We start from the raw sequence: 26,399 nt of genomic DNA on the forward strand, positions 1-26,399 counted from the left end.
GAAGGGTGGTGGCACGAGATGCCATACGCTGTGCGTCGTCAGCAAGCGGCGGAAAAGTTCAGGTATCCGAAGTGATTGACCGAGTCGCGTTCCACGCGTACTGGTTCAATGTCTTTTTTGCGATCTATTCCATCCAGACCGCGCGAGCACCGAGCCCTCGTTCGAACGCTATCCGTTGAGCTTCACGCGAGCGTCATTGGGCTTCTCGCTGCGGCGGCTCGATCCGGTGCTGCGTCGCTGGCAAAGTCATGACGGTGTCGATCTTGCCGCGCCACCGGGCACGCCCGGCGATGCGACCGCGCACGGCGTCGCCGCAGCGCCGAGGATGAGAACGGTTGGGTCGTGTCCGACGCGAAAGTCGTTTGAGGCGCGTCGCGTTACGCCGCACCGGCGCGAAGCGCAGCGCCGTCTCAACTTTGCAACACGCTGGACGGCGGCGGGTAAGCGCTACCTCATTCGGTCAGACAGGGGTACAACTGACCGAAGCGTTCGCAAACCCTTGCTGGCCAATGCGTCTACGGGTTTTCCATCGGCACGGCATGCCATACCCCGGCTTACGCGAAAGTACCGCGCCGACGCGCGGCCACGTTTCAATTCTGATTCATCGCGCGCCGCGAAGTGCGCGCCGTCCGTCACACGGAATCGCACGCCACTGTCTGGCAAGGCCTCGAAGCCTGATGGCATAGCTGTTGCGTTAGACGAATCACAAAACCAAACACATTGCAGCTGGCGTATCAGTGCACGCGGTGCACCAATCCCGCCAGAAGCAAAAGTCTTCGTGGGTCGCGTTCGGGGCACATGACGCGTTCCACGCGGTGCGGCGGGATCAACACAATACGGATGTCGATAAAACGACGACGCGAGTGGTCGATACGAAAAATATCTCGCGATCGTGACAACGTGCAGTGGGGACCCCGCCACTTTTTCCGTCCAAGGGGACGGCGTCGGATGCTCTGCCGACAGCACAAACCGCGCGTCAAACGACGCTTGCGCACCGACCTGCAGGCTGCGAAGATCGCATAACAGTGTCTGTCAGCGCCGACGTCCGCTATCTTCCGACGACTTCTGGCCGGACGCAGCAGCGAAGGCGGCAGCATCCGCCAACCCTCGACATACTGCACTCACAGGGGAATCACATGGTCGCATCAAGCCCCGTTGCCGGCCTGCTGCATCACGCAAGCCTGTGGCTGCAAGCCTACGCGCTCGTGCTGGCGCTGACGGCCGCGGGTGCGGTGCTCGAGCGTCGCTGGCCGGCCACGCTGTTGCAGTCGCGTTCGGCGCAGCGTTTGAACATGGCCTATGCGGGTTTGTACTTGGCGCTCGTGGAGTCGGTGAAACCGCTGACGGCGGCCGTCAGCGTCGCGATTGTGAATGCGTTTGGCGGCGGCATGGTCGTCCTCGTGTCGCGCGGGTGGGGCGCGCTCGCGTCGTTCGTGATCGTGTTGCTGACCATCGATCTGCTCGAGTACGCGTTTCACCGCTTGCAGCACAGCTGGCCGGTGCTGTGGAAGCTGCATTCGTTGCACCATAGCGCGATCGATTTCAACGCCACCGTGGCGCTGCGGCATCACTGGCTGGAGGTCCTGATCAAGGGCTGTCTGCTCTATCCGCTGGTGGGCGTGCTGTTCAAGGTCGAGCCGTGGATCGTCGGCGCGACCTCATTCGTGTTCATGGCCGGCAATTACTTCGCACATCTGAATCTGCGCGTCGACCTCGGCCGTTACGTCACGTGGATTAACAATCCGCAATACCACCGCTTGCATCACTCGATCCGACCCGAGCACCTCGATCACAACTTCACGCAACTGCTGCCGTTGTGGGATCATTTGTTCGGCACGCTGTGGGTGCCCGCCAGGCACGAATGGCCGGCCACGGGTCTGGACGACGGCACGCAGCCGCACTCGTTGATGGGCGCGTTGAGCTGGCCATTGCGCCTGCACGGTGCACGCGCTGCGCTACTCGGTCGCGAGCCGGTGGCGGTGCTGAACAAAGAGAGCAAATAAAAATCCGCGAAATCCGTGCGCGGACCGCGCGCATCGACGGACTCACACGTGCCGCTATGCAAGCCGCACGCTGCGCACAGCCTGGCCGCCGACCACGCAGACGATCAACGCCGCCATCACGAGTACGCACAGCGCCATGCGCAAGCCGAGCAGGCCCGCGCCCAGGCCGATCAACGGCGGTCCGACGAGAAAGCCGGCATAGCCCGCGGTGGCCGCCATCGACACACCAATCGCCGGCGTGACGGTTGAACGGCCCGCCGCGCTGAAGATCACGGGAACGATATTCGCGAGGCCGACGCCGACCATCGCGAAGCCCACGCACGCGGTGAGCACGGTCGGCAAGCTCAGCACCAGTGCGAGCCCGGCTACCGCGATCAGACCACCGAGCGCGACCACGCGGCTCGAGCCGAACCGGCGCACCGACACATCGCCGACGATGCGACAGGCGGCCATCGAGAACGCAAACGCCGAATAGCCGATCGCGGCGACGCTCGCTTCCTGATTCAATGTCGCGCGCAAATACACGGCGCTCCAGTCGGCCACTGCGCCTTCCACCAGCATGCAGAGAAACGCGAGCAGTGCCAGTTTCATCACGCCGGCGCTGGGCCATGAGAACGCGCTGGAAGTGGCGGCTGCGCGCGGGCCGAGATCGCGCAAGGCCAGTACCGTGGCGAAGATGATCAGGACTCCGATGAACATGTCCGGTATCAGCAAGCCGCCGATCACGCTGATGCCGCTTCTCTGCAGCATCGCGCCGGTCGCGGCACCGAGCAGGCCGCCCGCGCTCCAGGCGGCGTGAAACGACGACATGATCGGCGCGTGCCATCGCGCTTCGATCGCGCTGGCATGCCCGTTCATCGACACGTCGAGTGCGCCGTTTGCCGCGCCGAGCGCGAACAGGACGACGCACAGCGCGGCCATGCCGGGCGCCAACGCGGGCAGCGGCAGCATCACGACGAACGCCGCGCCGAGCAGCGCGGTCGCGCGGCCGCTGCCCAGGCGTGGCGCCAGTTGCCCGGCCAGCGGCATCGCGACGATGGCGCCGAGTGCGAACGCGAACAAGGCGATGCCGAGCGACGTGTCGCTGAGCGCGAGGCTTTCCTTGATGCGCGGCACTTCGACGGCCCATGCGCCGATCCCGAAGCCGTTGGCGAGAAACACGCCGAGGGTCGCGATGCGCTCGTTGAGCGGCTTGACGTGCGAGGTGGCGAGTGACGTCATCAGCGCGCCACCACAACGTTATCGCAGACCGCTTCGAGACTCGCGACTCGTGCGGCCGGCACGTCGGCTTCGACGAACAGATAATCGACCGCTGCAGTCGGCGCAACCGCGAAAGGCGCGGCGGTCATCAGCTTCTCGGAGGTCAGCGCGATGGCGATCCGGCTGCTCGCCTTGACCATTGCCCGTTTGAGTTCCGCGTCCTCGGCGTCGAACGCGGCGATACCTTCGTCTGGGTCGAGCGCGCATGCGCCGAGAAAGCACAGGTCGGCGCGGATCTGCTGGATTTGCAGCAACGCGGTCGCGCCGAGCGAGCCCGCTGCGCCGCGTGCGATGCGCCCGCCGACGAGTATCACGTCGAACCCCGGACGATTCAGCAGGCGCGTGCCTGCCTCGGGCGAATTGGTCACGACCGTCAAGTCCGCGTTATCAGGCAGCGCCGCCGCGATGGCGACGTTGGTCGAGCCGGCGTCGAGCAGAATGATCTGCTTCGGGCGGACGATCGACACCGCCGCGCCCGCGAGGCAAGCCTTGCGATCCACGGCTTCGTTCATGCGGAGCGCGGCGGGTTTGTTGGCGGGCGAAATCAGCAGGGCGCCGCCGTACACGCGCTTGCAATGCCCTTGATCGGCGAGGTCGCGCAAATGACGGCGTACCGTGTGCTCCGAAGTCTGGAGTTCGGCGGCAAGAGCCGCCGCCAGCACGCGCCCGTGCGTGCGCAGCCGCTCCAGAATCACCTGTTCGCGCTGCTCGGGCAGCAGCCCATTCATCGCTTCTTCTCGCGTTCGCTGCATCTGTGCACCTTGTCCGTGTCAATCAAAACGATCATAAACGAGCAAAATGTATCGTAAACGTTCCTGCAATGCAACCTGTCTTTCAGCACCGTGCCGCTGTATTGATCGATGTACATGGACGGCCGAGCAGAGCGCTGCAATGGGTTCGTGCGCCTGACACGACTTCAACATTTGATTGACGAGCCGCGCGAACACGACGAGCCACATGGCAAACAGGTCAAGCCATGCGCTCATGCGGTTGCGGGTGCGCAGCGTCATGGTGGCCGGCATAAGAGCGCGGCGATTCCAGCATCGCTGCGCCTTACGTGATGCAAGCTATATCGGCAGATCAGACGGCTAAAACGCGCTCACTTCTCCGCGCTGTGGTCGCGCCGAATCCCGTAACCTGCACCGTGCAAGGACTACGTCTGAACGCCTTGGACACCCCGCAACACCGCCGACACCACCCACACGACTCATGACGCCCACGCAGATGCTTCACCCTTCGGCCGCCGACCTCAACCAGCAGGCCGTCGCGTTGTGTTCGACCGGACAGTTCGCGCAGGCGTTGTCGACGGTCATGCCGATGCTCGACGATTCGACGCTGCCGAACGGGACGCGCGCCGACGCGTTGAACATTGCCGGCGCCTGTTCGTTCGCGTTGCGCGACATGGCTGAGGCGGAACATCACTGGCGCAGGTGTCTGCAGGTCAAGCCCGACTATGCCGAGGTGTATGGCAGCCTCGGCGCGCTGTTCAAGTCGCTAGGACGCCTGTCCGCCGCGAAGGCGATGTATCGTCAACTGATCTCGCTGCGGCCGGAGCACGCCGATGCCCATCATCATCTGGGCAGCGTGCTCTACGAGCTCGGCTACCGTGAGGAAGCGGAGGCGGCGTGTCGTGCGGCGGTGGCGCTGCGCCCCGATCATGCCGAGGCCCACTACAACCACGGCATCGTGTTGCGCGATCTGGGTCGTCCGCGCGAAGCCGAAGCGGCTTTTCGCGCGGCGCTGCGTGGACTGCACCAGCACGCCGAGGTGCACAACAACCTCGGCAGCGTGCTGGTCGAGCTCGGCCGCCACGCCGAGGCCGACACGGCATTTCGCGAAGCACTGACCATTCGGCCGCAGTATCCGGAGGCGCTCAACAACCTGGGCGGCGTGCTGAAGGCGGCGCACCGACTGGCCGAAGCCGAACTGGCGTGCCGGCTCGCGCTGGCCATCCGGCCTGCTTATGCGGAGGCGCATCTGAATCTCGGTGCCGTGCTGGTGGACCTCGAACGTCTGCCTGAAGCGGAGGCGGCTCACCGCGAAGCGCTGGCCTGTCGTCCCGACTATGCCGAGGCGCATTACAACCTCGGCATCGCGCTGTTCAAACTCGAGCGTTTCGCCGAAGCCGAGCACGCTTATCGCGAAGCGATTCGCTGCCATCCCGGCCTCGCGCACGCGCACAACAATCTTGGCTGCGTGCTCCGTCTGCTTGACCGCTTGCCCGCAGCGATCAACGCCTTTCGACAGGCGCTCGACGTGTGCCCCGACATGGCGGAGGCGCACTACAACCTCGGCGCCGCGTTGGCGCAACTCATGCAGTTACCGCAGGCAGAAAGCGCGTACCGTCAGGCGCTCGCGTTACGTGCCGACTATGGCGATGCGCGCTTCGGCCTGGCCGTGCTGCTGCTTGGCATGGGCCGTTTCGATGAAGGCTGGGCGCTGTACGAATGCCGCTATCAGCAGCCCGGTTTCATCCATCGCAAGACTCGCGAGATGCTTAGTTGTCCGCAATGGTCGGGCGACTCGCTCGCCGGCAAGTCGCTGCTGGTCTGGCAGGAAGACGGCCTTGGCGACATGCTGCAGTTCGGCCGCTATTTGACGTTGCTGAAAGCGCAGGGGGCCGCGCAAATCGCGTTCGCGTGCGCGCCGGTGTTGCATCGGCTGATGGCGTGTGTCGACGGCGTCGATGTCGTGTTCGATCACGATGCCGCGCTCGCGCGCATGTCCGATTACGATTGCTGGACGAGTCTGCTGAGTGCGCCACTGCATCTGCGCACGAGCATCGATACGATTCCGCGCACCGCGCGGCTCGCGCTCGAACCGGCGCTGGTCGAGCAATGGCGGCCGGTGCTGGATGCGCTGCCGCCGGGCCGCAGGATCGGCGTGGTCTGGAAGGGCAATGCGAAACACCATAACGACGCGAATCGCTCGATCCCTTCGCTCGCCACGCTGGCCCCGCTCTGGAGCGTGCCGGGTCTGAGTTTCGTGAGTCTGCAAAAAGGCCAGGGCGAGGACGAGGCGCGTCAGCCGCCCGCGGGTCAGCCGTTGCTCGACCTCGGGTCGAGGGTGACGGACTTCGCGGACAGCGCGGCGATCATCGCGCAACTCGATCTGGTGATTTGCGTGGATACGTCGATCGCGCATCTGGCCGCATCGCTCGGCAAAGCTTGCTGGGTGATGCTGCCGGCAAAAGACATCGACTGGCGCTGGATGCACGAGCGCAACGATTCGCCGTGGTATCCGCACACGCTGCGCCTGTTCCGCCGCGCACCGGACGAGGACTGGTCGAGTTCGGTGGAGCGGGTGAGGCAGGCGTGCGCAGAGCGGTTCGGCGTCGAGGTGTGTGGACAAGCGCGCTGATCGCGTTCGCGTGGCTAGAGCCGCCGTGCCGCGCCGCTACGCTGCGATCACCTGCAGATGGTACAGCCCCCACGGAGATAGTTCGAAACGGTCTTTGAGCGGTTTGGCCGACAACTCGGGGATATGGTCCGCATCGAAGATCGCCCACAGCGGCCCAACGCCACCGAGCGGCAGCGGCTTGCCGTCCATCTGCGTGGCCACGATGAAGCGATACGCACGCACCTTGTCGAGCGTCGTCATCACCGCATAACCGTCGACCGCGTGCAGCAGGATTTGCGTGCCGCCCGCGTTCGATGCACCGACGTGATCGAGCACGTCGGTGAGCAACGGTCCGCTGAAACTGTGCTGGCGCGAATCGTATTCGATGGTGGGCGTGATCGTCACCGCCGTCATGCCGGCGAGCAAAGACAGATCGACACCATACGCTTCGGAGAACTTCACCTGATGCTTTGCCAGCAACTGGTCGAATGCGGGATCGAGCGCGCCGCGATTATGGCGGCCGATCGCGCCGGAGATCGTCAGGACCACCGGCGCGGGCGCGCAGTTTGCGTGGCGCACGGGCCCCGCGCCGAACGCGGGCGCGGCCGCCGCGCTCAATACCGCTGCGCTGCTCAGGAATTGGCGTTTGTTCATTGGCGTGTGCTCCCTGCGTGATTGAAGGGCGGCGCGGTTGGCCGGACCGAAGCGCCTTCCATTGTCCGGGAATTGCCGCCGTTTGCGGCGCGGCCGCGCTTCTTTATGTACGGCGGGGGGGTGCCTGTCTTCGCTGGCGTATGCAACGTATGCAGCCTATGCAGCCTATGCAGCCTATGCAGCGCTACCGGTCCAAACGCGCGCCTTCGCTCAGTTCGATGACGAAGTCGTGCAGGTCGCCTCTCGCCCGCGCTAAGCCGATACGATCGACATCGAAAAGCCATCCCATCCTTTCGAGCCCACGGTCTGAATCGCGGTGGAGTCGAGCCGGGGATTAGCGGCGAGCAGTCTGAAGAACTCATGCAGGCCCACGACGTCGGGGTCTGTGCTGGCCAGATCGGCGATCTGGCCGCGACGAATCACGTTGTCGGCGACGATCACGGTGCCTGGCAGGCTCAGTTGCAGCGATAGCCGCAGATAGTCCGGATAGCTCTTCTTGTCGGCGTCGAGAAAAATCATGTCGAACGGCTCGACGCCATCCGTGACGAACCTTTCGAGGGTTTGCGCGGCGGCGCCGATGACGATCGAGACGATGCCCGACAGCCCGGCGCGCTCGATGTTGGCCCGCGCCACTTTGGCGTGGTCCGGATTCGCTTCGAGCGAAATGAGGCGGCCGTCCGCTGGCAGAGCGCGTGCGAGCCAGATCGTGCTATAGGCACCCAGCGTGCCGACTTCGAGGATGCGGCGCGCGCCGCGCAGTTTCGCCAGCAGGTGCAGCAGCTTGCCCTGATTCGGCGCCACGTTGATCGGCGGCAGACCGGCTGCGGCGCTTGCCTCCAGTGCGGCATCGAGCGCGGCGTCCGGTGTCAGCAGCCGGCTCGCCAGCAATTCGTCCATCGCGTTCCACTGTTCCTGATTCATCGTCTCACCTTGTTCACGTGTCGATACGGAAGGGCTTTATGTTGTAGCAGAAAAGTGCGAAGAGCATCGTTAAGTCGCGCAGGTTCGCAAAGATAAAAGGACTGATCTGAACGTTACCCGCAAGCTATGGAGAACCCTGTATTGTGCGCCACCGATAAACAGAATCGATGGGATTACATATTGCTTCAAGTGCTCACCGAATCCTTTCGGATCTTACAATGGAGGCTGACCTATAGCGAAAACGGGTGAGTTGAACATGGCTGATAACCTGATCTCATGCACGACGCAGCAGCGCTTCGACAGCGCGCTGCGCATACCGCGTTCCTCATCGGAGGTGCCGCGATGAACGGTCTGACAAGCATTGGATGCGTGGCGTTCGTCGGTTTCGGCGAGGCTGGCGGGATACTCGGTGCGGGCCTGGCCGCGCAAGGCGTGCGGGTGTCGATGTTCGACTTGCGCAACGACCTGCTTCGCGACAAGGCGCATGCCGCCGGTGTGCGCGTGGCCGATACGCTGCAAAGCGCACTCGATGGCGCGCAGATCGTCGTCTCGGCCGTGACTGCCGATGCCGATATCGAGGTCGCGCAAGCGGTCGCGCGCTGCATCCTGCCCGAGCAGGTGTACCTCGACATCAACTCGGTTGCACCATCCACCAAGCAGTACGCGCAGGCTTGCATCGAGGGCGCCGGCGCGCGTTACATCGAAGCGGCGGTGATGGCGCCCGTGCCGCCTTACGGTCTTGCCGTGCCGATGCTGCTGGGTGGCGTCGACGCCGCGCGCATCGCGCCATTGCTCAACGCGTTGGGCTTCAATGCGCGAGCAGTGGCGGAGAAAGTCGGCGTGGCGTCGGCGGCGAAGATGTGCCGCAGCGTGATGATCAAGGGCATCGAGGCGTTGACCGTCGAATGTCTGCGCGCCGCGCGCCACTACGACGCGGAATCGATCGTGCTGGCCTCGCTGGCGGAAACCTTCGGCAAGATGCGCGACGCTACCGACGTGCCCGGCTATCTGGTCAGCCGCGTCGCCGAGCATGGGCGCCGGCGCGCGGCCGAAATGCGCGAGGTCGCGCAGACGCTGCAGCAGGCTGGCATCGCGCCGTTGATGAGCGAAGCGTGCGCGCGTCTGCAAGACGGCATCGCCGATGAGATGCAGGCGGGCGGCATCGACTACGGTACGCTGCCCACGCCGTTCGACTGGCGCGCGTTCTTCGACGGTCTGCCAAAGCAAACGTGACGAGCGTGCGCGGCCGCTAGCTCGCGCCGATGCTGACCGTGCGGGCCACGTCAACCACCGAGAGGCGGATCGCATCGATCAACGCACGCGCGGCCGGCGACGGTGTGCCCGCCGCGCGCAGCGTCAGGCCGATATCGCGCCGGGTGTTGTGCAACTGCAGGTCGAGCACCACGAGCTGCCCGGACTGCACCTCGTGGTGCAACTGCTGCGCCGACAGCGCGGCCGCCATATCGGTGCCGAGCAGCAGGCCGCGGATCACCGCAAGATCGGCGGTCTCGACCGTGGGCTGCGGTGGCTTGACTTTCATCCGTTTGAATTGCGCTTCGAACAACCCGCGCGCCGGCGAGTTGGTACGCGGCAGGATCCATTGCGCGTCACGCAAGCCCATGATGTTCAGCTCGCGCACGCGAGTCAGCGGATGATCGTGGCGCACCAGCACCACCATGTCTTCCGACATCAGCCGCTCGTTCTTCAGGCCGCTCGCGGCGTCGTTGTCGCGCAGCGCGCCGAGAATGAAGTCGACGTCGCCCGCGCGCAGACCCGCCACCAGCGTTTCATACGAGCTTTCGTCGGTGACGACCCGCACGCCCGGATTCTCCGAGGTCATCCGCGCGATGGCTCTCGGCAGGATCAGCGTGCGCCCGAGCGGCAAGGCACCGACCGTCACGAGGCCCTGGATCTTGCCGTGCAATGCCGCGATATCGTCGGGCACGTGCCGCAACTCGTTCAGCGCGCGGCGTACATGTAGCAGAAACGTTTCGCCTTCGGTGGTGAGCAGAATGCCGCGTGGGCTGCGATGAAAAAGACTCAGGCCCGAGCCGCTTTCCAGCACGCGGATCGCAGTGCTCACCGCGGGCTGGCTGATGCCGAAGGTCTTCGCCGCACTCGGCATATGCCGGTGCCGCGCGAGTGCCGCGAATAGCTGCAGCCGCCGCGTGTTGAGCAGATAGGCCGGCAATGCGCCTTCCGCCGCGGGCCGGCGGCGTGCCTGGCGCGCGGCGCACCATTGCGCGAGTTCTTCCAGTTCGGCGAAAATCCGCTCGCAACGATGCAGCACGGCACGCCCGACCGGCGTCGGCAGCATGCCCGATGGGCCGCGATCGAACAGCGGTTCGCCCAGCGCCGCCTCCAGTTCCTGCACCGATCGCGTGACCGCCGACTGCGCGCGAAACAGCGCGGCCGCGGCGCGTGTCGCGCTGCCCATGTCGGCGACGAGGCGAAACGCACGCAATTGCGCGAGGTTGAGCAGGTCTTTGCTGGTCACGGACGACGGCGCCTTGACTGACGCTGGCATCGCTGGCGTTGAATCGCCGAGCGGGGAGGTGGCTTCGTTCGTCATGCGGCGCCCGCGATCAGGTGCAACGAAGGCAGCGAGAGATTCAGGCTTGCCTTCGAGATATGCGTGTGTTCCTTCATCAAGGCATCGACGCGTGCGCCTTCGCCATTCTTCAGTGCATCGACGATCGCATGATGCTGGCGGTGCGCGTACATCAGCATCATGAACTGGCGCTCGCGGGCGGCTTCGTCGAACGCGATCGTGAATGGCGACACGAACGGGATCTTGTCGTTCAGGCTCAGCGTGGCCGCTACCGCCATGTTCTGCGCCGCATCGACGATGAGCGCATGAAAGCGTCCGTTCATCTGCGCGTAGCGCACGTCGTCGCCCGGCTTCAGATGCCGCTGGTTGAAGATCTCGTCGCCTTCGAGCAGCAAAGCGTCGAGCGAGGCCGCGAGCGCGGCATCGACACCACGTTCGGCCACCGAGCGGGCCGCCAGACCTTCGAGCACGCCGCGCACGTCGATGGCGTCGAGCACGTCGCGCACGCTGAAGCGGCGCACCACGTAGCCGCGTGAACCCGAGCGGTCCAGCAAGCCCTCCGACGACAACACGCTCAACGCGTAACGCAGCGGCGTGCGCGATACGCCGAGCCACTGCGCGAGTTGCGCCTCCACGAGACGCTGACCGGGCGACAACTCACCGGCCAGGATCTTCTCGCGCAAGGTTTGAACAATTGCCTGCTGGGTCGTCTCGTTCATGGTTTTCTGCTCGTCCGAAGCACGCAAGTATAGCCATGCGCGCAGCGCCGCACCACGCGTGCAAATCAGCTTGCGACTTGTTTTCCTCGCCATCTGTTTTGTTTATCGCATGCAGACGGGCGAGTGGGCCGGCCAAAGCGTGCCGGCGCGGCGCGGGATACCAACGAAGCCATGCGCCATGCGGGTTGCAGCGGTATCCGGCGCCCGGCACGTATGCGGGCGTCGCCGTCTCGCCGCATTATCCCGTGGCCGACTGTGGTTTACCCGCACTTTCTGTCAGCCGGCACAATTTCTATCTTTGTATCCCAAGATGGTCGCGCTGGCTACGTGCCGGGTAACCGCGGCCTATCCGATTGGCGCGCAGCATGAAGTAACGGAAGGCAAGGAATATGGCAAGGATCATTGGTGGGATCGGCACCTCGCATGTGCCCACTATCGGGTTGGCGTACGACAAGGGCAAGCAGAACGATCCCGCGTGGGCGCCGATGTTCAAAGGCTACGAGCCGGTTGCGCAATGGCTCGCGGACCGCAAGCCCGACGTGATGGTGATGTTCTACAACGATCACGCCAATAGCTTCTTCTTCGATTGCTACCCGACCTTCGCGCTGGGCGTGTCGGCCAGTCACGATTTCGCCGATGAAGGCGCGGGCAAGCGTCCGTTGCCGGGCATCGCCGGCCATCCTGACCTCGCGATCCACATCGCCGAGCAGATGGTCGCCGACGAGTTCGATCTGACGATCTTCCAGGACCGTCCGCTCGATCACGGCTGCAATTCGCCGCTGTCGCTGATGCTGCCGCACGACGACCACGGCTGGCCGGTTTCGCTCGTGCCGCTGGAAGTCAACGTGTTGCAGTATCCGCTGCCCACCGCGAATCGTTGCTACCGGCTCGGCCAGGCGCTGCGCCGGGCGATCGAATCGTACGAAGAGGATCTGGACGTTGTGGTGGTCGGCACGGGCGGTCTGTCTCACCAGGTGCATGGCGAACGCAGCGGCTTTAACAACACCGAGTGGGACATGGAGTTTCTCGACCTGATCGTCAATGACCCACAACGACTGGCGGCGATGAAGCATGTGGACTACGTGCGCCTGGGCGGCGCGGAAAGCGTCGAGACGATCATGTGGCTCGCGATGCGCGGCGCGCTGGGTCCGAAGGTCTGCGAACTGCATCGCAGCTACTACCTTGCGACCAGCACCGCGATGGCCGTGACGATCTACGAAGACGAGGTGGCGCAATGAATCCGCAACTGATCGGCGTCGAAGAACTGACCGGCACGTATCCGTTCGATATTCGCCAGAGCATGAAAGCGATGCGCCTGAACCGCTTCTTCTGGCAGATGCGCGAAGCGCCGGCTCGCGCGCTGTGGCTGGAAGACCGCAACGCCGCATACGACGCGTCCAACCTCACGGCAGAAGAACGCGCGCTGGTCGACAACACCGACTGGATCGGCATGATTCGCTATGGCGTGTGCTTCTTCGTGCTCGAAAAATTTGCTCGCGTGGTGAAGATCACGAACCTTGGCATGTACGCGAGCATGCGCGGCGAAACGCTCGAAGCGTTTCTGAAGACGCGCAAGGTGCCTGAAGCGGTGTAACGGCGCTCGGCGTTGCTGGCGCGTCCAGCCCGCTTTAACTGAAGACTACGAAGACCCTGGATTCGACGTAAGTCCGGGGCGGGAAACTATTTTCTCGGAGACCTGCATGAAGCTTGTGGACCCGGTTGATGTCAATGCGGCGCTTAACGCGTCGCTCGATGCGTCGATTAACGCGTGCCAGTGCCGCCCTGGCGGCGGCCCGTGCTCCGCTCCATATTCCGCCATTCACGCCCGGCCGGACGCCGATTCAACGCGTCGCGCTGTGCCTGATGAACAGCCTGGTGGCTGAAACCTGAAAGCTGAACCCTGAAAGACTGAAGCCGTGCCAGGTGGTATCGCGCGAAACCCGCGCGGTCTGCTGCCGCGGACGGTATCCCTTGTGTGAAGCAACTTTGGAGGAGAGTGGAGATGAGTGGCAATTTCGGTGTGAGCGGAACGGACCTCGGCGGGGGAGTGCGATCGACGGGCTGCAAGGCGACGTTGCGTGCGGGCGTGATCGGCGGGCTGATCGGCGCGGTGATCATCTGGATTTACGAGGCGCTCGTGTGGGTCGGCGCGCAGCATCTGATGCCGCTCGCGGGCATTCCGCGCAATGCGACCGGTCTCGTATTCGGCAAAGAAGTGCAGGAGTCGCTCGGCATCTGGGCGTATGTGGTCGGCACCGGTATTCACTTCGTGTTCGCGACGGCATGGGGCGTGCTCTTCGCGGCGATCTGGCCGTTCTTTCGCCGGCGCGGCTACGAAGCGACGCTGGTGGCGTTGTTCTACGCAGTAGTGGCGTGGATCGTGATGCACGTGGCGATCATGATCGCGTCGGACAACCATCCGAACTATTACGATCCGGCCGTGATCATCGGCGGGTTCATGTCGCACATCTTTTTCACGGTACCACTGGCTTTGACAGTCAAGCGATTGCTACGCAGTGCCAACTAGTATTTCAACGAGACGTAAACCCTGGAGATCCAAAGAAATGAAGAAAAGTATCAGACGAGTCGACGCGGTGCTGGTCGGCGCAGCGATGGCGGCCACCGTGCCAGCCTTTGCGCAAAGCAGCGTGACCTTGTACGGTATCGTCGATAACGGCTTGTCGTACACGAACAATCAGGCGTCGCTCGGCGCCACCAGCGGCGGCAAATCGGCGGTCAAGATGACCCCCGGCGTGTGGGCAGGCAGCCGCTTTGGCCTGAAGGGCGGGGAAGACCTGGGTGGTGGCACGAAGGCGATTTTCCAGCTCGAATCCGGTTTCAACTCGGCGAATGGCGCGGCGCAATTCACCAATGCGATGTTTGGTCGGCAGGCGTGGGTCGGCGTGACCAACTCGACGTTCGGTACATTGACGGCGGGCCGTCAATACGGGTCGTATTACCAGATGCTCTCGCCCTATAGCCCGACGACCTGGCTCACTGGCTACTACGGCGCGCACCCTGGCGATATCGACGGCCTCGACACGATCTACCGCACGAACAACACGCTGGAGTACACCTCGCCGAAACTGGCTGGTCTGACAGTCAGCGGCTCGTATTCGCTGGGCGGCGTGGCGGGCAGCTTCAACCGGGGCTCGACGTGGACGACCGGCGCGCAGTATGCGCTGGGTCCGGTCGGCTTCGCGGTCGGCTTCTCGCGGATCAACAACTCGACCCTCGGCGGCGGCGCGTGGGGCGCGGATTCGACCACCACGAACGGTGGCGCGCAGATTGGCGTGTCGGCGCTGACCAACGGCTATCAGACCGCGCAGGCGCAACAGCGTTTCGCGGTGGGTGGCGGCTACACGTTCAATAGCGCGTGGGATATCACGGCGACGTACTCGAACGTGCAGTACATCCCGGGCACGGGTTCGAAGTTCCACGACACCGCGATCTTCAACACCGGCGGCTTCGTGGTGCACTGGAAGCCGGCCGTCGCGTGGGATATCGGCGCGGGCTACAGCTACACGCGCGCAACGCTTGCGAATGGTATCGACGAGAACGCGCAGTACCATCAGTTCAATCTGGGCGAGTACTACGCGCTGTCCAAGCGTACTGGCCTGTATGCGCTGCAGGCGTACCAGAAGGCGAAGGGCAAGACGCTGGGCACCAACGGCGCCGGGCAGATCATCGATGCCACGGCGACGCTGGGCGACGGTTACAACACCACGCCGTCTTCGTCGGGCAGCCAGTTCGCGGTGGGCGTGGGGATCATCCACCGGTTCTGATTGGATGATGGTTTAGTTGTTGGGGAAAAGCCGGGCGATGGGTGCCCGGCTTTTTTGTGGGTGTGCGGTTGGGTGAGGGTGGGGAGTGGGGTGGGCACGGCCCCGCTCACAGCGATCCGGTTACGCGCAACGACGCCAATCGTCGTGGGATCATTTCTCCCGGCGAGAAAAGCCTTCCTTTTCGTCACTGCATATCAGCGCTGCCCAATCGTCCGAGGCTGCCCGCCAGCCTCAGTCGGGCAGCACGCCAGTCGGCCAATGCCTGAACGCGCTGCTGCCGCGCATTTGCCAGCGCGGTCTGCGCGTTGAGCAGTTCGAGGATGTTGCCCACGTTCGCCTCATATCGATGTTGCGAGGCAGTGAATGACCGCTGTGCAATATCGAGTAACGTCGCGCTGTCCGTCACGGTAGCGGTCGATGTCTGAACGGCCTGATAGCTGTTCCAGACTTCAAGACCGACGCGCTGGCGCGCGTCATCGAGCGCGTCTTGCGCACGGTCGAATTGCGCCGTGCTCTGACGGACCTGATACATGCGACTGAAGCCCTCGAAGAACGGAATCGTCACCTGCACGCCGACATACCATTCGCGGCCCGTCGCTGGATATTCCGGAATTCCCAGACCCAATGTGGCCGGCTGATTGTTGCGGTTGTATCGCGATACGAAGCTGATGCTTGGCAGGCCTGCGGCGCGCGTCTGGTCCACCTTCGCCGCCGCCGCGTCGACCTGTGCCTGTGCTGCAAGCACACCTGGATGTATATGCGTGGCTTCTTCGATCAGTTCGCCCACGGACTGCACGAACGCTGCGTCCGGCTGAACGCCGTCGGTCACATCCGGCAACTTCAGGGGAGCATCCGGCGACAGGTCCATGTCGGAGGCCAATGTGCCCACCGCGGCCTGCCATGCACCCTGCGCCTTTATGCGGCTGAGCATGGCCTGCGTATACGCGGTCTGCGCCTGCAGCGCATCCGAAATCGGAGCGATGCCCCTGTCGACCCGCGCTGTTGCAACTGCCGCGCTATCGCCGGCCATCCGTTCGACCTCGAGTGCGACCGCTAGTGCACCCGCCGTGGCCTGCGCCGCGTAATAGTCTTTCGCCACCGTCACAAAAAGATCCTGCAGCGCCGCATTGTGCGTCGCCTGCGCTGCCGCCAGCAACGCCGACGCATTACGGACAGTCGCCGCGCGAGCGCCAAAGTCGTACAGCGTCCAGTTCAGCGACACGCTTTCCGAATGGACGGTCGCGAGCGTTGCTGAACTCAGGTTCGGATGACCCGTTACGTCCGTTACCGAATTCTCGCGCACGATCTGCCCATTGCCTGAAATCGTCGGGAGGTACGCGGCACGGGCAACGCCTACTCCCGCCGCGCCTGCTTTTACATCGGCCCATGCTTCACGCGTTTTCGGATTGCTGCACAGTGCGCGCTGAACCGCTTCCGCCAGCGCCAACGGCACTCCGGGTGGCCCGAACTGGCAACTGGCCGGGTCCGGCACAAACGCGCCGGCCGGCGTCGCCGTAATGCTTCCTTCAGTGCGCAGCACATCGAAGGCATGTACACAGGGCGTTACCGCCATGAGCGAGGTCAAGGCGATCCACACGATCCGTCTAGCGTTCACGCATGCTCTCCTGCATGCCTTCGATAAGCGGGCCAAGGAAGTAGCCCGCCACGCTGCGCCTGCCCGTTCTGATGTCGGCTGTTACCTGCATGCCAGGAGTCAGCGTGATCCACCTGTTTTCCGCACGAAGCCGGTTTGTCGACAAGCGGATGCGCACCGGAAACGTCAGCCCGAGCTTTTTGTCCTGCACCGCGTCGTTTGATACCGACATGACTGTTCCCGCGAGCAACCCATACCGCGTGTACGGAAAGGCCTCGACCTTGACCGCCACCGGCTGACCGACCGTGACGAAACCAATGTCGCGGTTCTCCAGTTGCGCCTGCACTTCCAGGGTGTCGTCAGGCACGATTTCCATCAGCGACTGCGCTGTGGTCACAACGCCGCCCAACGTGTGCGTTGCCAGTTGCTGCACGGTGCCGGACACCGGCGCGCTCAGGGTCAGCAGTGCCTGGCGTGTTTGCGCCTTGGTCGCTTCGTCGCGGTTCTGCGTGGCCTGCTGCCGGTTCTTTTCCTGTTCATCGAGCTGATCGCGCCGGAATTTCGAAGCAGTCGATTCGACTTCGGCGCGCTGCTCTGCGATGCCCGCGGCGAGTTCGCGGGCATGACTGCGCTGTGCGGCCAGTTCATGTTCCTGACTGAGGGCGGTCTGCTCCTTGTCGAGATAGTCATTGCGCGCAACGTAGCGGTCGTCGGCCAGCGACTGGTAAGAGTCAGCCTGCTGGCGTGCGAGCGGTGCCGTCGCCTGAAGTCTCGCGACTTCCTGACGGGTCGCGTCGAGCGCGGCCTGCTGCTTCAGCAGTTCCGAACGCGCGCTTTCCATCCTGTCCTGATACTCGCGATACGCGCCTTCGGCCTGACGCTGCGCTTCCTGCATCCGGTCGTCAGGCACGCCGTCAACGCGCGCAACGACAGGTGAGTGTCCGTCGTGCTGGGCGGCAAGCAAAGCGGTCGCACGCGCGACTGCGAGTTCGGCATCGACCCTTGCGGATTCGGCCTTATGTGCATCGGCTGCCGCCTGCGTGGTATCGAGCTTCATGAGGAGCTGCCCAGTCGCTACCCGCTGTCCTTCGCGAACAAGGATTTCGCGCACCACGCCCGTCATCGCCGGCTGGATTACCTTGACACGATCATCAGGCACAAACTTGCCTTTCGCGGTGACCACAATGTCGAGCCTGCCGAAGATGCCAATCAGCAGGATCAGTACCGTCATCGCGACAAGCGCGCGCATGGTCCAGCGTGGTGCCGGATGGACAGGGGTCTCCACCAGTTCAAGCTGCGCGGGCAGGAACGCGAGTTCATGGGACGTGCGCTCGGGAGCATCGAGCTGGTGACGGATGTTCCAGGCGCTGCGGAACACGGCGGCATACCGGGCAAGCAGGTCGCCCAGCGCCTGCATGCGGACAGAATGTGGGAATTTCATGACCCGCTGTCCTGCAGGGATACCAGGTGAGCGTAATAGCCGCCGTGGCGGAGCAATGACCCGTGGTCGCCCTGTTCAACAATCCGGCCCCGGTCCATTGCAATGATGTGGTCGGCATGCCGGACCGACGTGAGGCGGTGCGCGATGATGATTACCGTGCGCCCCGCACAGATCGCTTTCATGTTGTTCTGTATGACGCGTTCGGTCTCGAAGTCCAGCGCACTGGTGGCTTCGTCGAAGATCAGGATGCGCGGGTTGGTGAGCAGCGCGCGAGCAATCGCGAGACGTTGTCGTTGTCCGCCTGACAGGTTCGAGCCGTGCTCTCCGACGAGCGTATCGTAGGCCTGCGGCATTTCACAGATGAACTCGTGCGCGCCGGCGAGTTTTGCTGCGTGGATGACATCCGCCAGCGCGACGCCAGGATCGGTCAATGCAATGTTGTCGCGGATCGAGCGGTTAAACAGCAGGTTTTCCTGAAGCACGACGCCAATCTGGCGGCGCAACCAGGCCGGGTCGGCGAGTGCCAGGTCGATACCGTCAATGCGGACCGTTCCCTGCTCGGGAACGTAGAGCCGCTGCACCAGTTTTGTCAGTGTGCTTTTGCCTGAGCCGGAGCGGCCTACAATCCCGATCACCTGACCAGCGCGGATGTTGAGATTGATGCCGTCAAGAATCGGCGGCCCATCCGGCCGATATCTGAAGCGGATACCCTCGAAACTCACGTTGCCTTGAAGCGATGGCAGTGCCTGGCGGCTTTGTGGCAATTCCGTCCTTGAATTCAGGATGTCACCCAGGCGGCTCATCGAAATGCCCGTTTGCTGGAAGTCCTGCCAGAGTTGCGCGAGCCGCAGCACGGGCGTGCTGACGTGTTGCGCCATCATGTTGAAGGCGATCAGTTCGCCTACCGTGAGCCTGCCGTCGATCACCAGTTTCGCGCCGAAAAACAGCGTGCCGAGCGTTACGAGTTTGCCGGTGAACTGGATCGCCTGCTGGCCGACATTGCCGAGCGAACTGACTCGAAAGCCTGCCGCCACATAGGCCGCCAGTTGCATTTCCCACTGCCTGATGAACTGCGGTTCGACGGCCATTGCCTTGACCGTTTCCATGCCCGCCACGGCCTCAACCAGAAAGGCCTGGTTGTCGGCACCGCGCGAGAATTTCCTGTTCAGATGCGCGCGCAGCGCCGGAATCAGCGCGATGGAAATCGCCGCATAGACCGGTAGCGAGAGCACGACGAGCAGCGTTAGCCAGACGCTGTAAAGGCACATCACGCCGAGAAAGATGATGGAGAACATCAGGTCGATGAAGGCGGTCAGCGCCTGACCCGTAAGGAAGCTGCGGATGTTTTCCAGTTCGCGCACGCGTGCCACCGTATCGCCCACACGACGCGCACCGAAATAGGCGAGAGGAAGCGCGACAAGATGCCGGAACAGTCGCGCGCCGAGTTCGATGTCGATCCGGTTCGTCGTGTGAGCAAATACGTAATTGCGCAGGCCTGTCAGCAGGACTTCGAACACTGAGCTGACCAGCAGCGCTATGCAGACCACATTCAGTGTGCTGTATGTCCGGTTGACCAGCACCTTATCCATCACCACCTGAAACATCAGCGGTGAAACAAGGCCGAATAATTGCAGGAGGAGCGACACGCCCAGCACTTCGAGCAGCAGCCGGCGATATTTGACGATTGCCGGAATGAACCAGGAAAAGTCGAACTTCGCCAGTTCTCCGGCCAGCGACGCGCGGGAAGTGAACAGCAGCAGACGACCACCAGAGCGGTCCATAACCTGTGCAGGCGAACTCACCGTCGTAGTCGCCGCACCACACTCCAGTATCATGGCGCGCGTTGCATCGCAGGCCGCCAGCACGCAATGCCGACCGGAGATGTCCAGGAGCAACGCTGGTAAAGGTGTTCTTGCGAGGCGAGCTTCGCTAACTGTTACTGCCCGCGCTTTCAGGCCTAGTGCGCGCGCGGACAGAACCAGATCCTGCTCTCCGAAACGTCCATCATTCAATGCAGCCGCATGACGTATCTGGCCTGGCTCAGCCGCTACACCGTGAAGGCGTGCAATCAGAACGAGCGCCGCTAACCCCGGATCGGCGGCAATGTCCTCCACTCTTTCTGTCACAGCTAATACCTTGTTATTGACCCATTTCGTGGGCTTTGTTATCGGTGAATCCTTCACCTACCTCAGCTAATACTGCGATGGCGGGATGCGTATTCCTCATATTCCACGCGTCCCGCACACTTCACAGATTTATTCCCTGAATGTCAGTTATGCCATGTACTGCTCACCAGAGTGAGTACAGTAGGGTCGGTGATGGTTGGGTTGGCAGATGATGTCGGATCGAAACCGGGATGGTTGGCTGTAAAAGTCGCCATTGCCTGGATTAGTTGATTGATCTGCGTATCCAGTACCATATTGCCAGACGCTCCTCCGCTAACAGCAACCTCGGCCAGTTGGCTATAGCTATAGCTGAACCAGTTCTCGATAGTTGCTTCCGTCTTTGTACCCATGACGTCAACTTGCAGATTATTTCCCACGCGCTGAAGCCAGATTTCATTCGGATCGACATTTTTTATCAGTAGCTCTCCGGCCGCCGCTATGTTGCTACTGGTTCCGTTGTAGATTGTGAGAAGACCGTATCCCTGCTGCAGAGTGTAGACATCGTTGCCTCCGTAACCGTATTCGATGTCGTTGCCGCCCTTGCCGTCGAATACGTCAGCGCCGGTAGTGCCGTACAGCGTGTCGTTACCCGTGGTACCTATGGTCGCCATCTGCTGCAACTTCTGCTTCGTCCATACCGTGCCATCTGCAAACTGGACCTTCTGCACTCCAGAGTTGTTGACGATGTCCATTTCATTGTCCAGGGTGATCTGATCACCCGTAATGCCGTCCGTCAGCACAATGGATGTGCTGGTGCCTTTTACTGTGATCGATGACGTGCTGATCCCCGTACCCAGTTGCAGCACGTTGGCGGGTGAGCTGCTGGAGCCCGTATCACTTATTTCCAGTTTCCCGTAGCCGGGATTGAAAATGAAGGTGTCGCCGCCTCCGTAGCCGTATTCGATGTCGTTGCCGCCCTTGCCGTCAAATACGTCAGCACCGGTAGTGCCGTACAGCTTGTCGTTACCCGTGGTACCTGTGGTCGCCATCTGCTGCAACTGCTGCTTCGTCCATACCGTGCCATCTGCAAACTGGAGCTTCTGCACTCCAGAGTTGTTGACGATGTCCATTTCATTGTCCAGGGCGATCTGGTCACCCGTGATGCCGTCCGTCAGCACAATGGATGAGCTGGTGCCTTTTACTGTGATCGATGACGCGCTGATCCCCGTACCCAGTTGCAGCACGTTGGCGGGCGCGGCACAGTTACTGTCTATTTCTCTAATCTCAATAACGCCGTCGCCAGCGGCGTAGTTGAAAATATCATGGGCCGATAGTGGCGTAGAGCTGATGACGTCTGCATGGCCCGCAGACAGCAGACTGACTCCAGGACCTGCATAGAAATCCCCATATATCGCAGTGCCGGTTTCCTGGATGCGCCCCGACGCGTTCATGCTGATCTGAAGTCCCGAAGCGATGGCGCTTGCAACCGACGCTACAGTGTCGTTCGTGGCAGCTGCAACGTATTCCTCAAACAGGGGAACAGACATGCCCATGTCGAACCGGGCAGCATCCGCAATACGCAGTAGCAGATCCCACGACTCAAGATTCGCGGCGGTAATCGCACCTAGGCGCTGGAAGGCAGCGCCTAATGCGGGAGCGAATGTCGAGGCCGCCTGAACGGTATCGCTGATGGAGTCGTACCTGAATTCCGGCGCAGTGCTGGCGGCCAGCGGCGACTGAAGGACGAGTCGCGCCAAGGCGCCATCATACAGATCATTCCAGGCAAGTTGCATCAGGGCTCCTGCCCTGATTTCAGGGTTGGTAGTGCCATCAATTCCGACGAACGGTCTACCCAGATACTTTTCGGCGAAGCCGAGCTTGCGCGCGTCAATATATGAGCCACGCGATGATGGATTGATCTGAGTGACTCCAGCCCACTCGAACAGAATAGCCTGGACAGCCGATTCCACTGCTGAGGGGCCTGTGGTATTCGATTGATCGACAAAGGCCTGCACCAGGGCCTGCAAGCTTTGGTCGAGAGTCATGGCTGAGCGCAAGTCGCGCAATGTCCCTCCTCCGGACAGTTGAGGAAGTGTCGCTGCAGAGGCCGTCACCTCTACTGTCGTAACCGGCCGGGTGTTGGTCGTGCTGTTAGCAAACCATGCATCGGCAATTTCGTGCGTGGTCCCGTCCGCCAGGGTATAGCTGCTGATAGAGCTTATGCTGTTGCCAGCAACGGTTTCATTTACCGCAGTAGCATTCAGATTGATAGAGACGATACCGAGCTGGCCAAGTGTGTAAAGCTCGCCGGGATCAGTGACACCATTGCTGTTCGTATCGATCCATACGCGCAGGCTTGCAAATGCAGCATCCGATGCATTAATGACGTTGTCGCGGTTGGTATCCAGTTGACGCAGGATGTCAAAGCCGTCAGTCGTTGCGTTGCCAAACAACTGGGTAATGTTTGTGATGTTCTGGTCATTCGGATCGAAACAGAGCAATCCCGTGCCGGTACCGATCCAACCCGTTTGCCGGGCAAAGCCATCGTTGGTCAGGTCGAAGTAAGGAGAACTGGTATTAAGCGGCGTCAGGTTAATTCCAGAACCAGTCAGATCGAGAACCAGTGGACTGATCAGCGGAGTACTGTCCTCATATTTTCCCAGAGCGGCTCCCGGCGCACCGGATTCGGGCCCTCCTCCCGAACCGTCTTGAGACCCGGCGTCCCCACTACTACTGCCTGTATTGATGTCTGTGCCAGTACCAGACTGGGATTCAATGTCATTGAGCAGGTTACTGATGGCATCGGCAGCGTTCTTCACTGCATTCACGACCGCATTGGTTGCGGTGAGCGCAAACAGGCCTGCTGCGGACGAAATCGCCAATCCTAGACTCACTGCGGGGGCTGCCGCTGCTTCTCCGATCACGCCGGCCGAAGCCAACGCATCCGCAACGCCCGATACTATGCCTCCAATGGAACTGAGAACCGATGCAACGCTACCTGACAGAGTCAGACCGGTAAAGCTTATTGCACCCTGATCCCCAGAAGCGACCGCGTCGTTATAGGCGGACAGAGACGAAGACAGATTGCCCAGCTGCGAGGGTAAGGTGTCAAGAGCCGTTGATGCGGTCCCGCCAGTACCGAGTACCGTACCGAGACTCGTCAGGTAAAGACTGTCGATGGACGTCCCCACTCCAGTAACAATCGCCGAACCGACAGCCGCCGCTGCTTGTCCCATTTCCGTCCCGACGTGTCCCTGAGTCGCGGGGTCTGTTGAATTACTGTCAATCCATGCTCCGATTGTTGTTTCCACGGCACCGCCAACCGAATTGATGGTATTAAGTATCGGCCCGAGAAGTTCACTAATCGATTCAGTCATTATTCCGCAATCCCATGTTAATTTAGAACAGTCCAGCGAAATATCGGCGATTCATTCAACATGTCACAAACACAAAGCGCCGAAAGGCCCAACGGCAAAAATCTCTGGTGTAGCCTCGAAGTAGCCTGCACACGTCGTCTGAAAAGGAGAGTACATGTGCATCACAGGGGCTCGTGCCCTTCATTCCCCGTGAGAAGCAATCGGGCAATGTATCCCCGATAAGGTTCAGGTAACGATTCGCCTTTGTAAAATAGAATCCGGGCCGTTGTACATGCCTTGTCGTTACTTTCTTTTGTCAGGGCAGCCAAATCTGACATGAACGACTTATGTTGTGAGTCAGGCAGTGATTTCGCAATCATCAAAATGCCCTGCATCGCGTCTGTGTTTTTTAAAACAATAATCGGGTAAGTATCCAATTCAGCGTCGATGGCAGACCTATTGAAGGCGAACCATGTTTTCGCATCATTGTTATCAAACGATTCAATAATTGGATATGCATAATCCATCAACTTCGACGTTGTTAATTTTCCATGGATAAAATCGCCACAATTTTCAGTATTCATGGAGGCCAGAATTCTGCCGACAAGGGGGAGGTATTGTTCCAGCAATGCAGTCGGTAGACGAGGCATTCCTTTTGACATTAGCTGGCCCGCCGACCTTAATCTGTCAATGTCGCTTTCGCTACCAACGACACTATCCATCTTCTTATTGTTCAGTATCCATTTATGGTATTCCTCGGCCTCGCGGTATGCAGGTGACGATACCCGGAACGGGTTTGACCATGCCTTTGCAGTACTAGCCCTGGCTCCGACTGTGGCATGCACCATTGGTCGATGGCAATACCAAAGCGCAGCGGATGCACAGCAACCAAGCACAACTGCAACTCTCCTGGTCAAATTCATTACGTCACCGGATATTAGTGCTATGCAGGTTCGCCAGCAAACTGGACATCTGCTCAATCGTATAAATACCGGGAGGAATGGCATTGCCATTTTCGTCAGGGTGTTTTGTCGAAAGATTGTTCATAAGCACACTTGATCATTAACAGTGGACAGGAGATAAATTAGCGTAAACAAGTTAATTGATCATCTGAAGGTGTTCATCTTATGAGCTGCGATAATACTTACCGCGACTCCGGAAACATCTGATTGGTAGGGAAAGGTACAGGCGCAGGGCACGATCAGCAGGACGCGCCCGGTAAGCAAACGCCCGCGAGAAGCGGGCGCATTCGGAGGGTATTGGACCGTCGCCAGAACGGGCGGCGGGTGCGACTGGTGGACGTCAGTGAGTAGCGGCGTGAGCCTGAAGCGTGTCTGTCTCAGACTGGACTTCCTTCACTGGGTGGGGTTACGCGAGCAACTGTCCTGCGCTGCCGCGCCGTGAGTCGTCTGTGCGGAACACCCTTTGCATCGAGCGTGACTACCTGGAATAGTTCGAGGTCTTTTTCGTGATTGCGCAGGATTCCTCCGCGGCGTCGAGCAACAGTCCGAAAAGCGTCTGCTGCGGGTGCCGCTCGTGAGTCGTTACCGCAGGACTCCTGTAAATCGAGGCCGCGAGCGTGGCCAGCTTGTCGAGCTGGCATTTCTGCCGCTCGCCCAGCTCTGCCACGCGATCGATCGGCGTCTTGCCGCCGGGTGACGCACGCAGGCGGCGCCAGTTGTAGTCAAACTCGTCATTCGCGGGCGTCGACAATTGACTCACAGCCATTTCCACCCGAAGCGGTTGTAGAATTTGCACGCGGAAACCAGGAACATCCGGATATGCGCGAAGCCCTTGCGCGCGGCCCCGCCCCCGTGATGGATCACACTCACATTCGGGACATAAGCGACGCGCGCCAATGTATGCGCGCGCAGGCTCAAGTCGTAGTCCTCGAAGTAGAGGAAATAGCGCGGATCGAAGCCAGCCAGTTCTTTTAGTAGCTGAGTTCGAAATAGCATGAAGCAACCGCTGATGATGGGGGGATCCAGGACCACGTCGTGCTCGTTGATCGCGTCGCGCATCTCGTAGCGATCTAAACGCGTCGCGAACCATGTACGGATCACAATGGGTATGAAACCGCGAATGAACAGATCGAGCAGTGCGGGATAGCGACGGCAGAGGTATTGCAGACGTTTGCCCCCGCCGCCGACGCGGGGGGCCAGCAGACCGACGTCTGGATGGCAATCGAAGAAGTCCATCGCATTTTCAAGTGCATGACGGTCGACGTCGATATCTGGATTCAACACGAGGTGAAAGCGGCTACGCGCCTGCTTGATCGCGAGGTTGTGACCGCGCCCGTAGCCGACGTTGCCATGGCCACGGATAGTCGTACATGCAATTCCAACTTCGCGCAGCACGTTGAAACTTGCAGAAATATCTGCAAGTCCACCATTGTCGACCAGGTAGACAGTCACCGGAAATTGCGGACGTCGCACTCGCAAAGCTGCCCAAGCATCAGAGAGACTTGCCAAGGTGCCCACCAAAATCGCGGGATCCGGTCGGTACACAACGATGGAGACGGATAAGCCGTTTTCTTCACCACGGGCGCCGGGCATTTTCATCGGCAATACGCCCATATAATGAAGAATTTGTTATCAGCACCGTGCTTCCCACCGCAGCGGTAACCTCCTTTGTTCGGGCAGTCGTTTCGCAAGACCATTTCGCGCTTTAA

At 61.4% G+C, this 26,399-nt stretch carries 21 protein-coding genes; 7 read left to right on the forward strand and 14 right to left on the reverse strand.

The window, feature by feature from the left end; genetic code table 11:
* The first annotated feature begins 1,136 nt into the window (after positions 1 to 1,136).
* On the forward strand, positions 1,137 to 2,003 hold the full coding sequence (locus BN2475_RS16850) for a sterol desaturase family protein (protein WP_094780642.1): 867 nt from the start codon (positions 1,137 to 1,139) through the stop codon (positions 2,001 to 2,003).
* A 54-nt stretch (positions 2,004 to 2,057) separates the two neighbouring features.
* Here BN2475_RS16850 and BN2475_RS16855 read toward each other — a convergent pair whose 3' ends face one another.
* The 3 genes from BN2475_RS16855 to BN2475_RS36350 are packed head-to-tail and all read right to left on the reverse strand — an operon-like array spanning position 2,058 to position 4,273.
* Positions 2,058 to 3,224 carry an MFS transporter gene (locus BN2475_RS16855; protein WP_094780643.1) on the reverse strand — a complete coding sequence of 389 codons (1,167 nt, stop codon included), beginning with the start codon at positions 3,222 to 3,224 and terminating at the stop codon, positions 2,058 to 2,060.
* The gene (locus BN2475_RS16860; RefSeq protein WP_094780644.1) at positions 3,224 to 4,015 is read right to left on the reverse strand and encodes a DeoR/GlpR family DNA-binding transcription regulator; all 792 of its coding nucleotides are present in this window, start codon (positions 4,013 to 4,015) and stop codon (positions 3,224 to 3,226) included. The genes BN2475_RS16855 and BN2475_RS16860 overlap by 1 nt, the downstream gene beginning before the upstream one ends.
* A gap of 18 nt (positions 4,016 to 4,033) precedes the next feature.
* A complete protein-coding gene (locus tag BN2475_RS36350; protein ID WP_342744619.1) occupies positions 4,034 to 4,273 on the reverse strand; it encodes a hypothetical protein in 240 nt (79 codons plus the stop codon).
* 199 nt (positions 4,274 to 4,472) lie between these two features.
* On the opposite strand from BN2475_RS36350, the gene BN2475_RS16870 reads away from it, so the two are divergent.
* Positions 4,473 to 6,623 (forward strand): tetratricopeptide repeat protein, encoded by a 2,151-nt coding sequence (locus tag BN2475_RS16870; RefSeq protein WP_094780646.1) that lies wholly within the window; start codon positions 4,473 to 4,475, stop codon positions 6,621 to 6,623.
* Positions 6,624 to 6,659: 36 nt separating this feature from the next.
* Here the strand turns inward: BN2475_RS16870 and BN2475_RS16875 are convergent, their stop codons facing one another.
* Both BN2475_RS16875 and BN2475_RS16880 read right to left on the reverse strand, forming a co-directional pair.
* Complete coding sequence (locus BN2475_RS16875) at positions 6,660 to 7,256, reverse strand: putative pterin-binding protein (RefSeq protein ID WP_094780647.1); 597 nt, start codon at positions 7,254 to 7,256, stop codon at positions 6,660 to 6,662.
* A 252-nt stretch (positions 7,257 to 7,508) separates the two neighbouring features.
* A complete protein-coding gene (locus tag BN2475_RS16880; RefSeq protein WP_094780648.1) occupies positions 7,509 to 8,177 on the reverse strand; it encodes an O-methyltransferase in 669 nt (222 codons plus the stop codon).
* Positions 8,178 to 8,519: 342 nt separating this feature from the next.
* On the opposite strand from BN2475_RS16880, the gene BN2475_RS16885 reads away from it, so the two are divergent.
* Positions 8,520 to 9,410: an NAD(P)-dependent oxidoreductase gene (locus BN2475_RS16885; RefSeq protein WP_094780666.1), complete on the forward strand. Its 891-nt coding sequence runs from the start codon at positions 8,520 to 8,522 to the stop codon at positions 9,408 to 9,410.
* Positions 9,411 to 9,426: 16 nt separating this feature from the next.
* Here BN2475_RS16885 and BN2475_RS16890 read toward each other — a convergent pair whose 3' ends face one another.
* Complete coding sequence (locus BN2475_RS16890; RefSeq protein WP_174641968.1) at positions 9,427 to 10,704, reverse strand: LysR substrate-binding domain-containing protein; 1,278 nt, start codon at positions 10,702 to 10,704, stop codon at positions 9,427 to 9,429.
* Positions 10,705 to 10,745: 41 nt separating this feature from the next.
* A complete protein-coding gene (locus BN2475_RS16895; RefSeq protein WP_094780668.1) occupies positions 10,746 to 11,447 on the reverse strand; it encodes a GntR family transcriptional regulator in 702 nt (233 codons plus the stop codon).
* A 389-nt stretch (positions 11,448 to 11,836) separates the two neighbouring features.
* Here BN2475_RS16895 and BN2475_RS16900 point away from each other — a divergent pair, with 389 nt between their 5' ends.
* The 4 genes from BN2475_RS16900 (at position 11,837) to BN2475_RS16915 (ending at position 15,232) form a co-directional block, all read left to right on the forward strand.
* Positions 11,837 to 12,685: a gallate dioxygenase gene (locus tag BN2475_RS16900; protein WP_094780649.1), complete on the forward strand. Its 849-nt coding sequence runs from the start codon at positions 11,837 to 11,839 to the stop codon at positions 12,683 to 12,685.
* On the forward strand, positions 12,682 to 13,041 hold the full coding sequence (locus BN2475_RS16905) for a protocatechuate 3,4-dioxygenase (RefSeq protein ID WP_094780650.1): 360 nt from the start codon (positions 12,682 to 12,684) through the stop codon (positions 13,039 to 13,041). The genes BN2475_RS16900 and BN2475_RS16905 overlap by 4 nt, the downstream gene beginning before the upstream one ends.
* 408 nt (positions 13,042 to 13,449) lie before the next feature.
* On the forward strand, positions 13,450 to 13,974 hold the full coding sequence (locus BN2475_RS16910) for a hypothetical protein (protein WP_094780651.1): 525 nt from the start codon (positions 13,450 to 13,452) through the stop codon (positions 13,972 to 13,974).
* A 37-nt stretch (positions 13,975 to 14,011) separates the two neighbouring features.
* On the forward strand, positions 14,012 to 15,232 hold the full coding sequence (locus BN2475_RS16915; RefSeq protein WP_094780652.1) for a porin: 1,221 nt from the start codon (positions 14,012 to 14,014) through the stop codon (positions 15,230 to 15,232).
* Between the two features lie 184 nt (positions 15,233 to 15,416).
* Here BN2475_RS16915 and BN2475_RS16920 read toward each other — a convergent pair whose 3' ends face one another.
* From BN2475_RS16920 to BN2475_RS16950, 7 genes are all read right to left on the reverse strand, one after another.
* Positions 15,417 to 16,847, reverse strand: a complete 1,431-nt coding sequence (locus BN2475_RS16920; RefSeq protein WP_342744621.1) for a TolC family protein — start codon at positions 16,845 to 16,847, stop codon at positions 15,417 to 15,419.
* Entirely contained in the window at positions 16,837 to 18,267 is a 1,431-nt protein-coding gene (locus BN2475_RS16925; protein WP_094780653.1) for an HlyD family type I secretion periplasmic adaptor subunit, read from the reverse strand. Before BN2475_RS16925 ends, BN2475_RS16920 begins: the two co-directional genes overlap by 11 nt.
* On the reverse strand, positions 18,264 to 20,393 hold the full coding sequence (locus BN2475_RS16930) for a type I secretion system permease/ATPase (RefSeq protein ID WP_094780654.1): 2,130 nt from the start codon (positions 20,391 to 20,393) through the stop codon (positions 18,264 to 18,266). The genes BN2475_RS16925 and BN2475_RS16930 overlap by 4 nt, the downstream gene beginning before the upstream one ends.
* A gap of 143 nt (positions 20,394 to 20,536) precedes the next feature.
* Positions 20,537 to 23,749, reverse strand: coding sequence for a beta strand repeat-containing protein (locus BN2475_RS16935; RefSeq protein ID WP_094780655.1), 3,213 nt, complete (start codon positions 23,747 to 23,749; stop codon positions 20,537 to 20,539).
* A 161-nt stretch (positions 23,750 to 23,910) separates the two neighbouring features.
* The gene (locus BN2475_RS16940; protein ID WP_143325799.1) at positions 23,911 to 24,450 is read right to left on the reverse strand and encodes a hypothetical protein; all 540 of its coding nucleotides are present in this window, start codon (positions 24,448 to 24,450) and stop codon (positions 23,911 to 23,913) included.
* 718 nt (positions 24,451 to 25,168) lie between these two features.
* Complete coding sequence (locus BN2475_RS16945; protein WP_143325800.1) at positions 25,169 to 25,441, reverse strand: hypothetical protein; 273 nt, start codon at positions 25,439 to 25,441, stop codon at positions 25,169 to 25,171.
* Positions 25,442 to 25,446: 5 nt separating this feature from the next.
* On the reverse strand, positions 25,447 to 26,289 hold the full coding sequence (locus BN2475_RS16950) for a glycosyltransferase family 2 protein (protein WP_094780670.1): 843 nt from the start codon (positions 26,287 to 26,289) through the stop codon (positions 25,447 to 25,449).
* Positions 26,290 to 26,399: the final 110 nt, after the last annotated feature.

This window comes from Paraburkholderia ribeironis (assembly GCF_900019265.1).
Taxonomy (GTDB): Bacteria; Pseudomonadota; Gammaproteobacteria; order Burkholderiales; family Burkholderiaceae; genus Paraburkholderia; species Paraburkholderia ribeironis.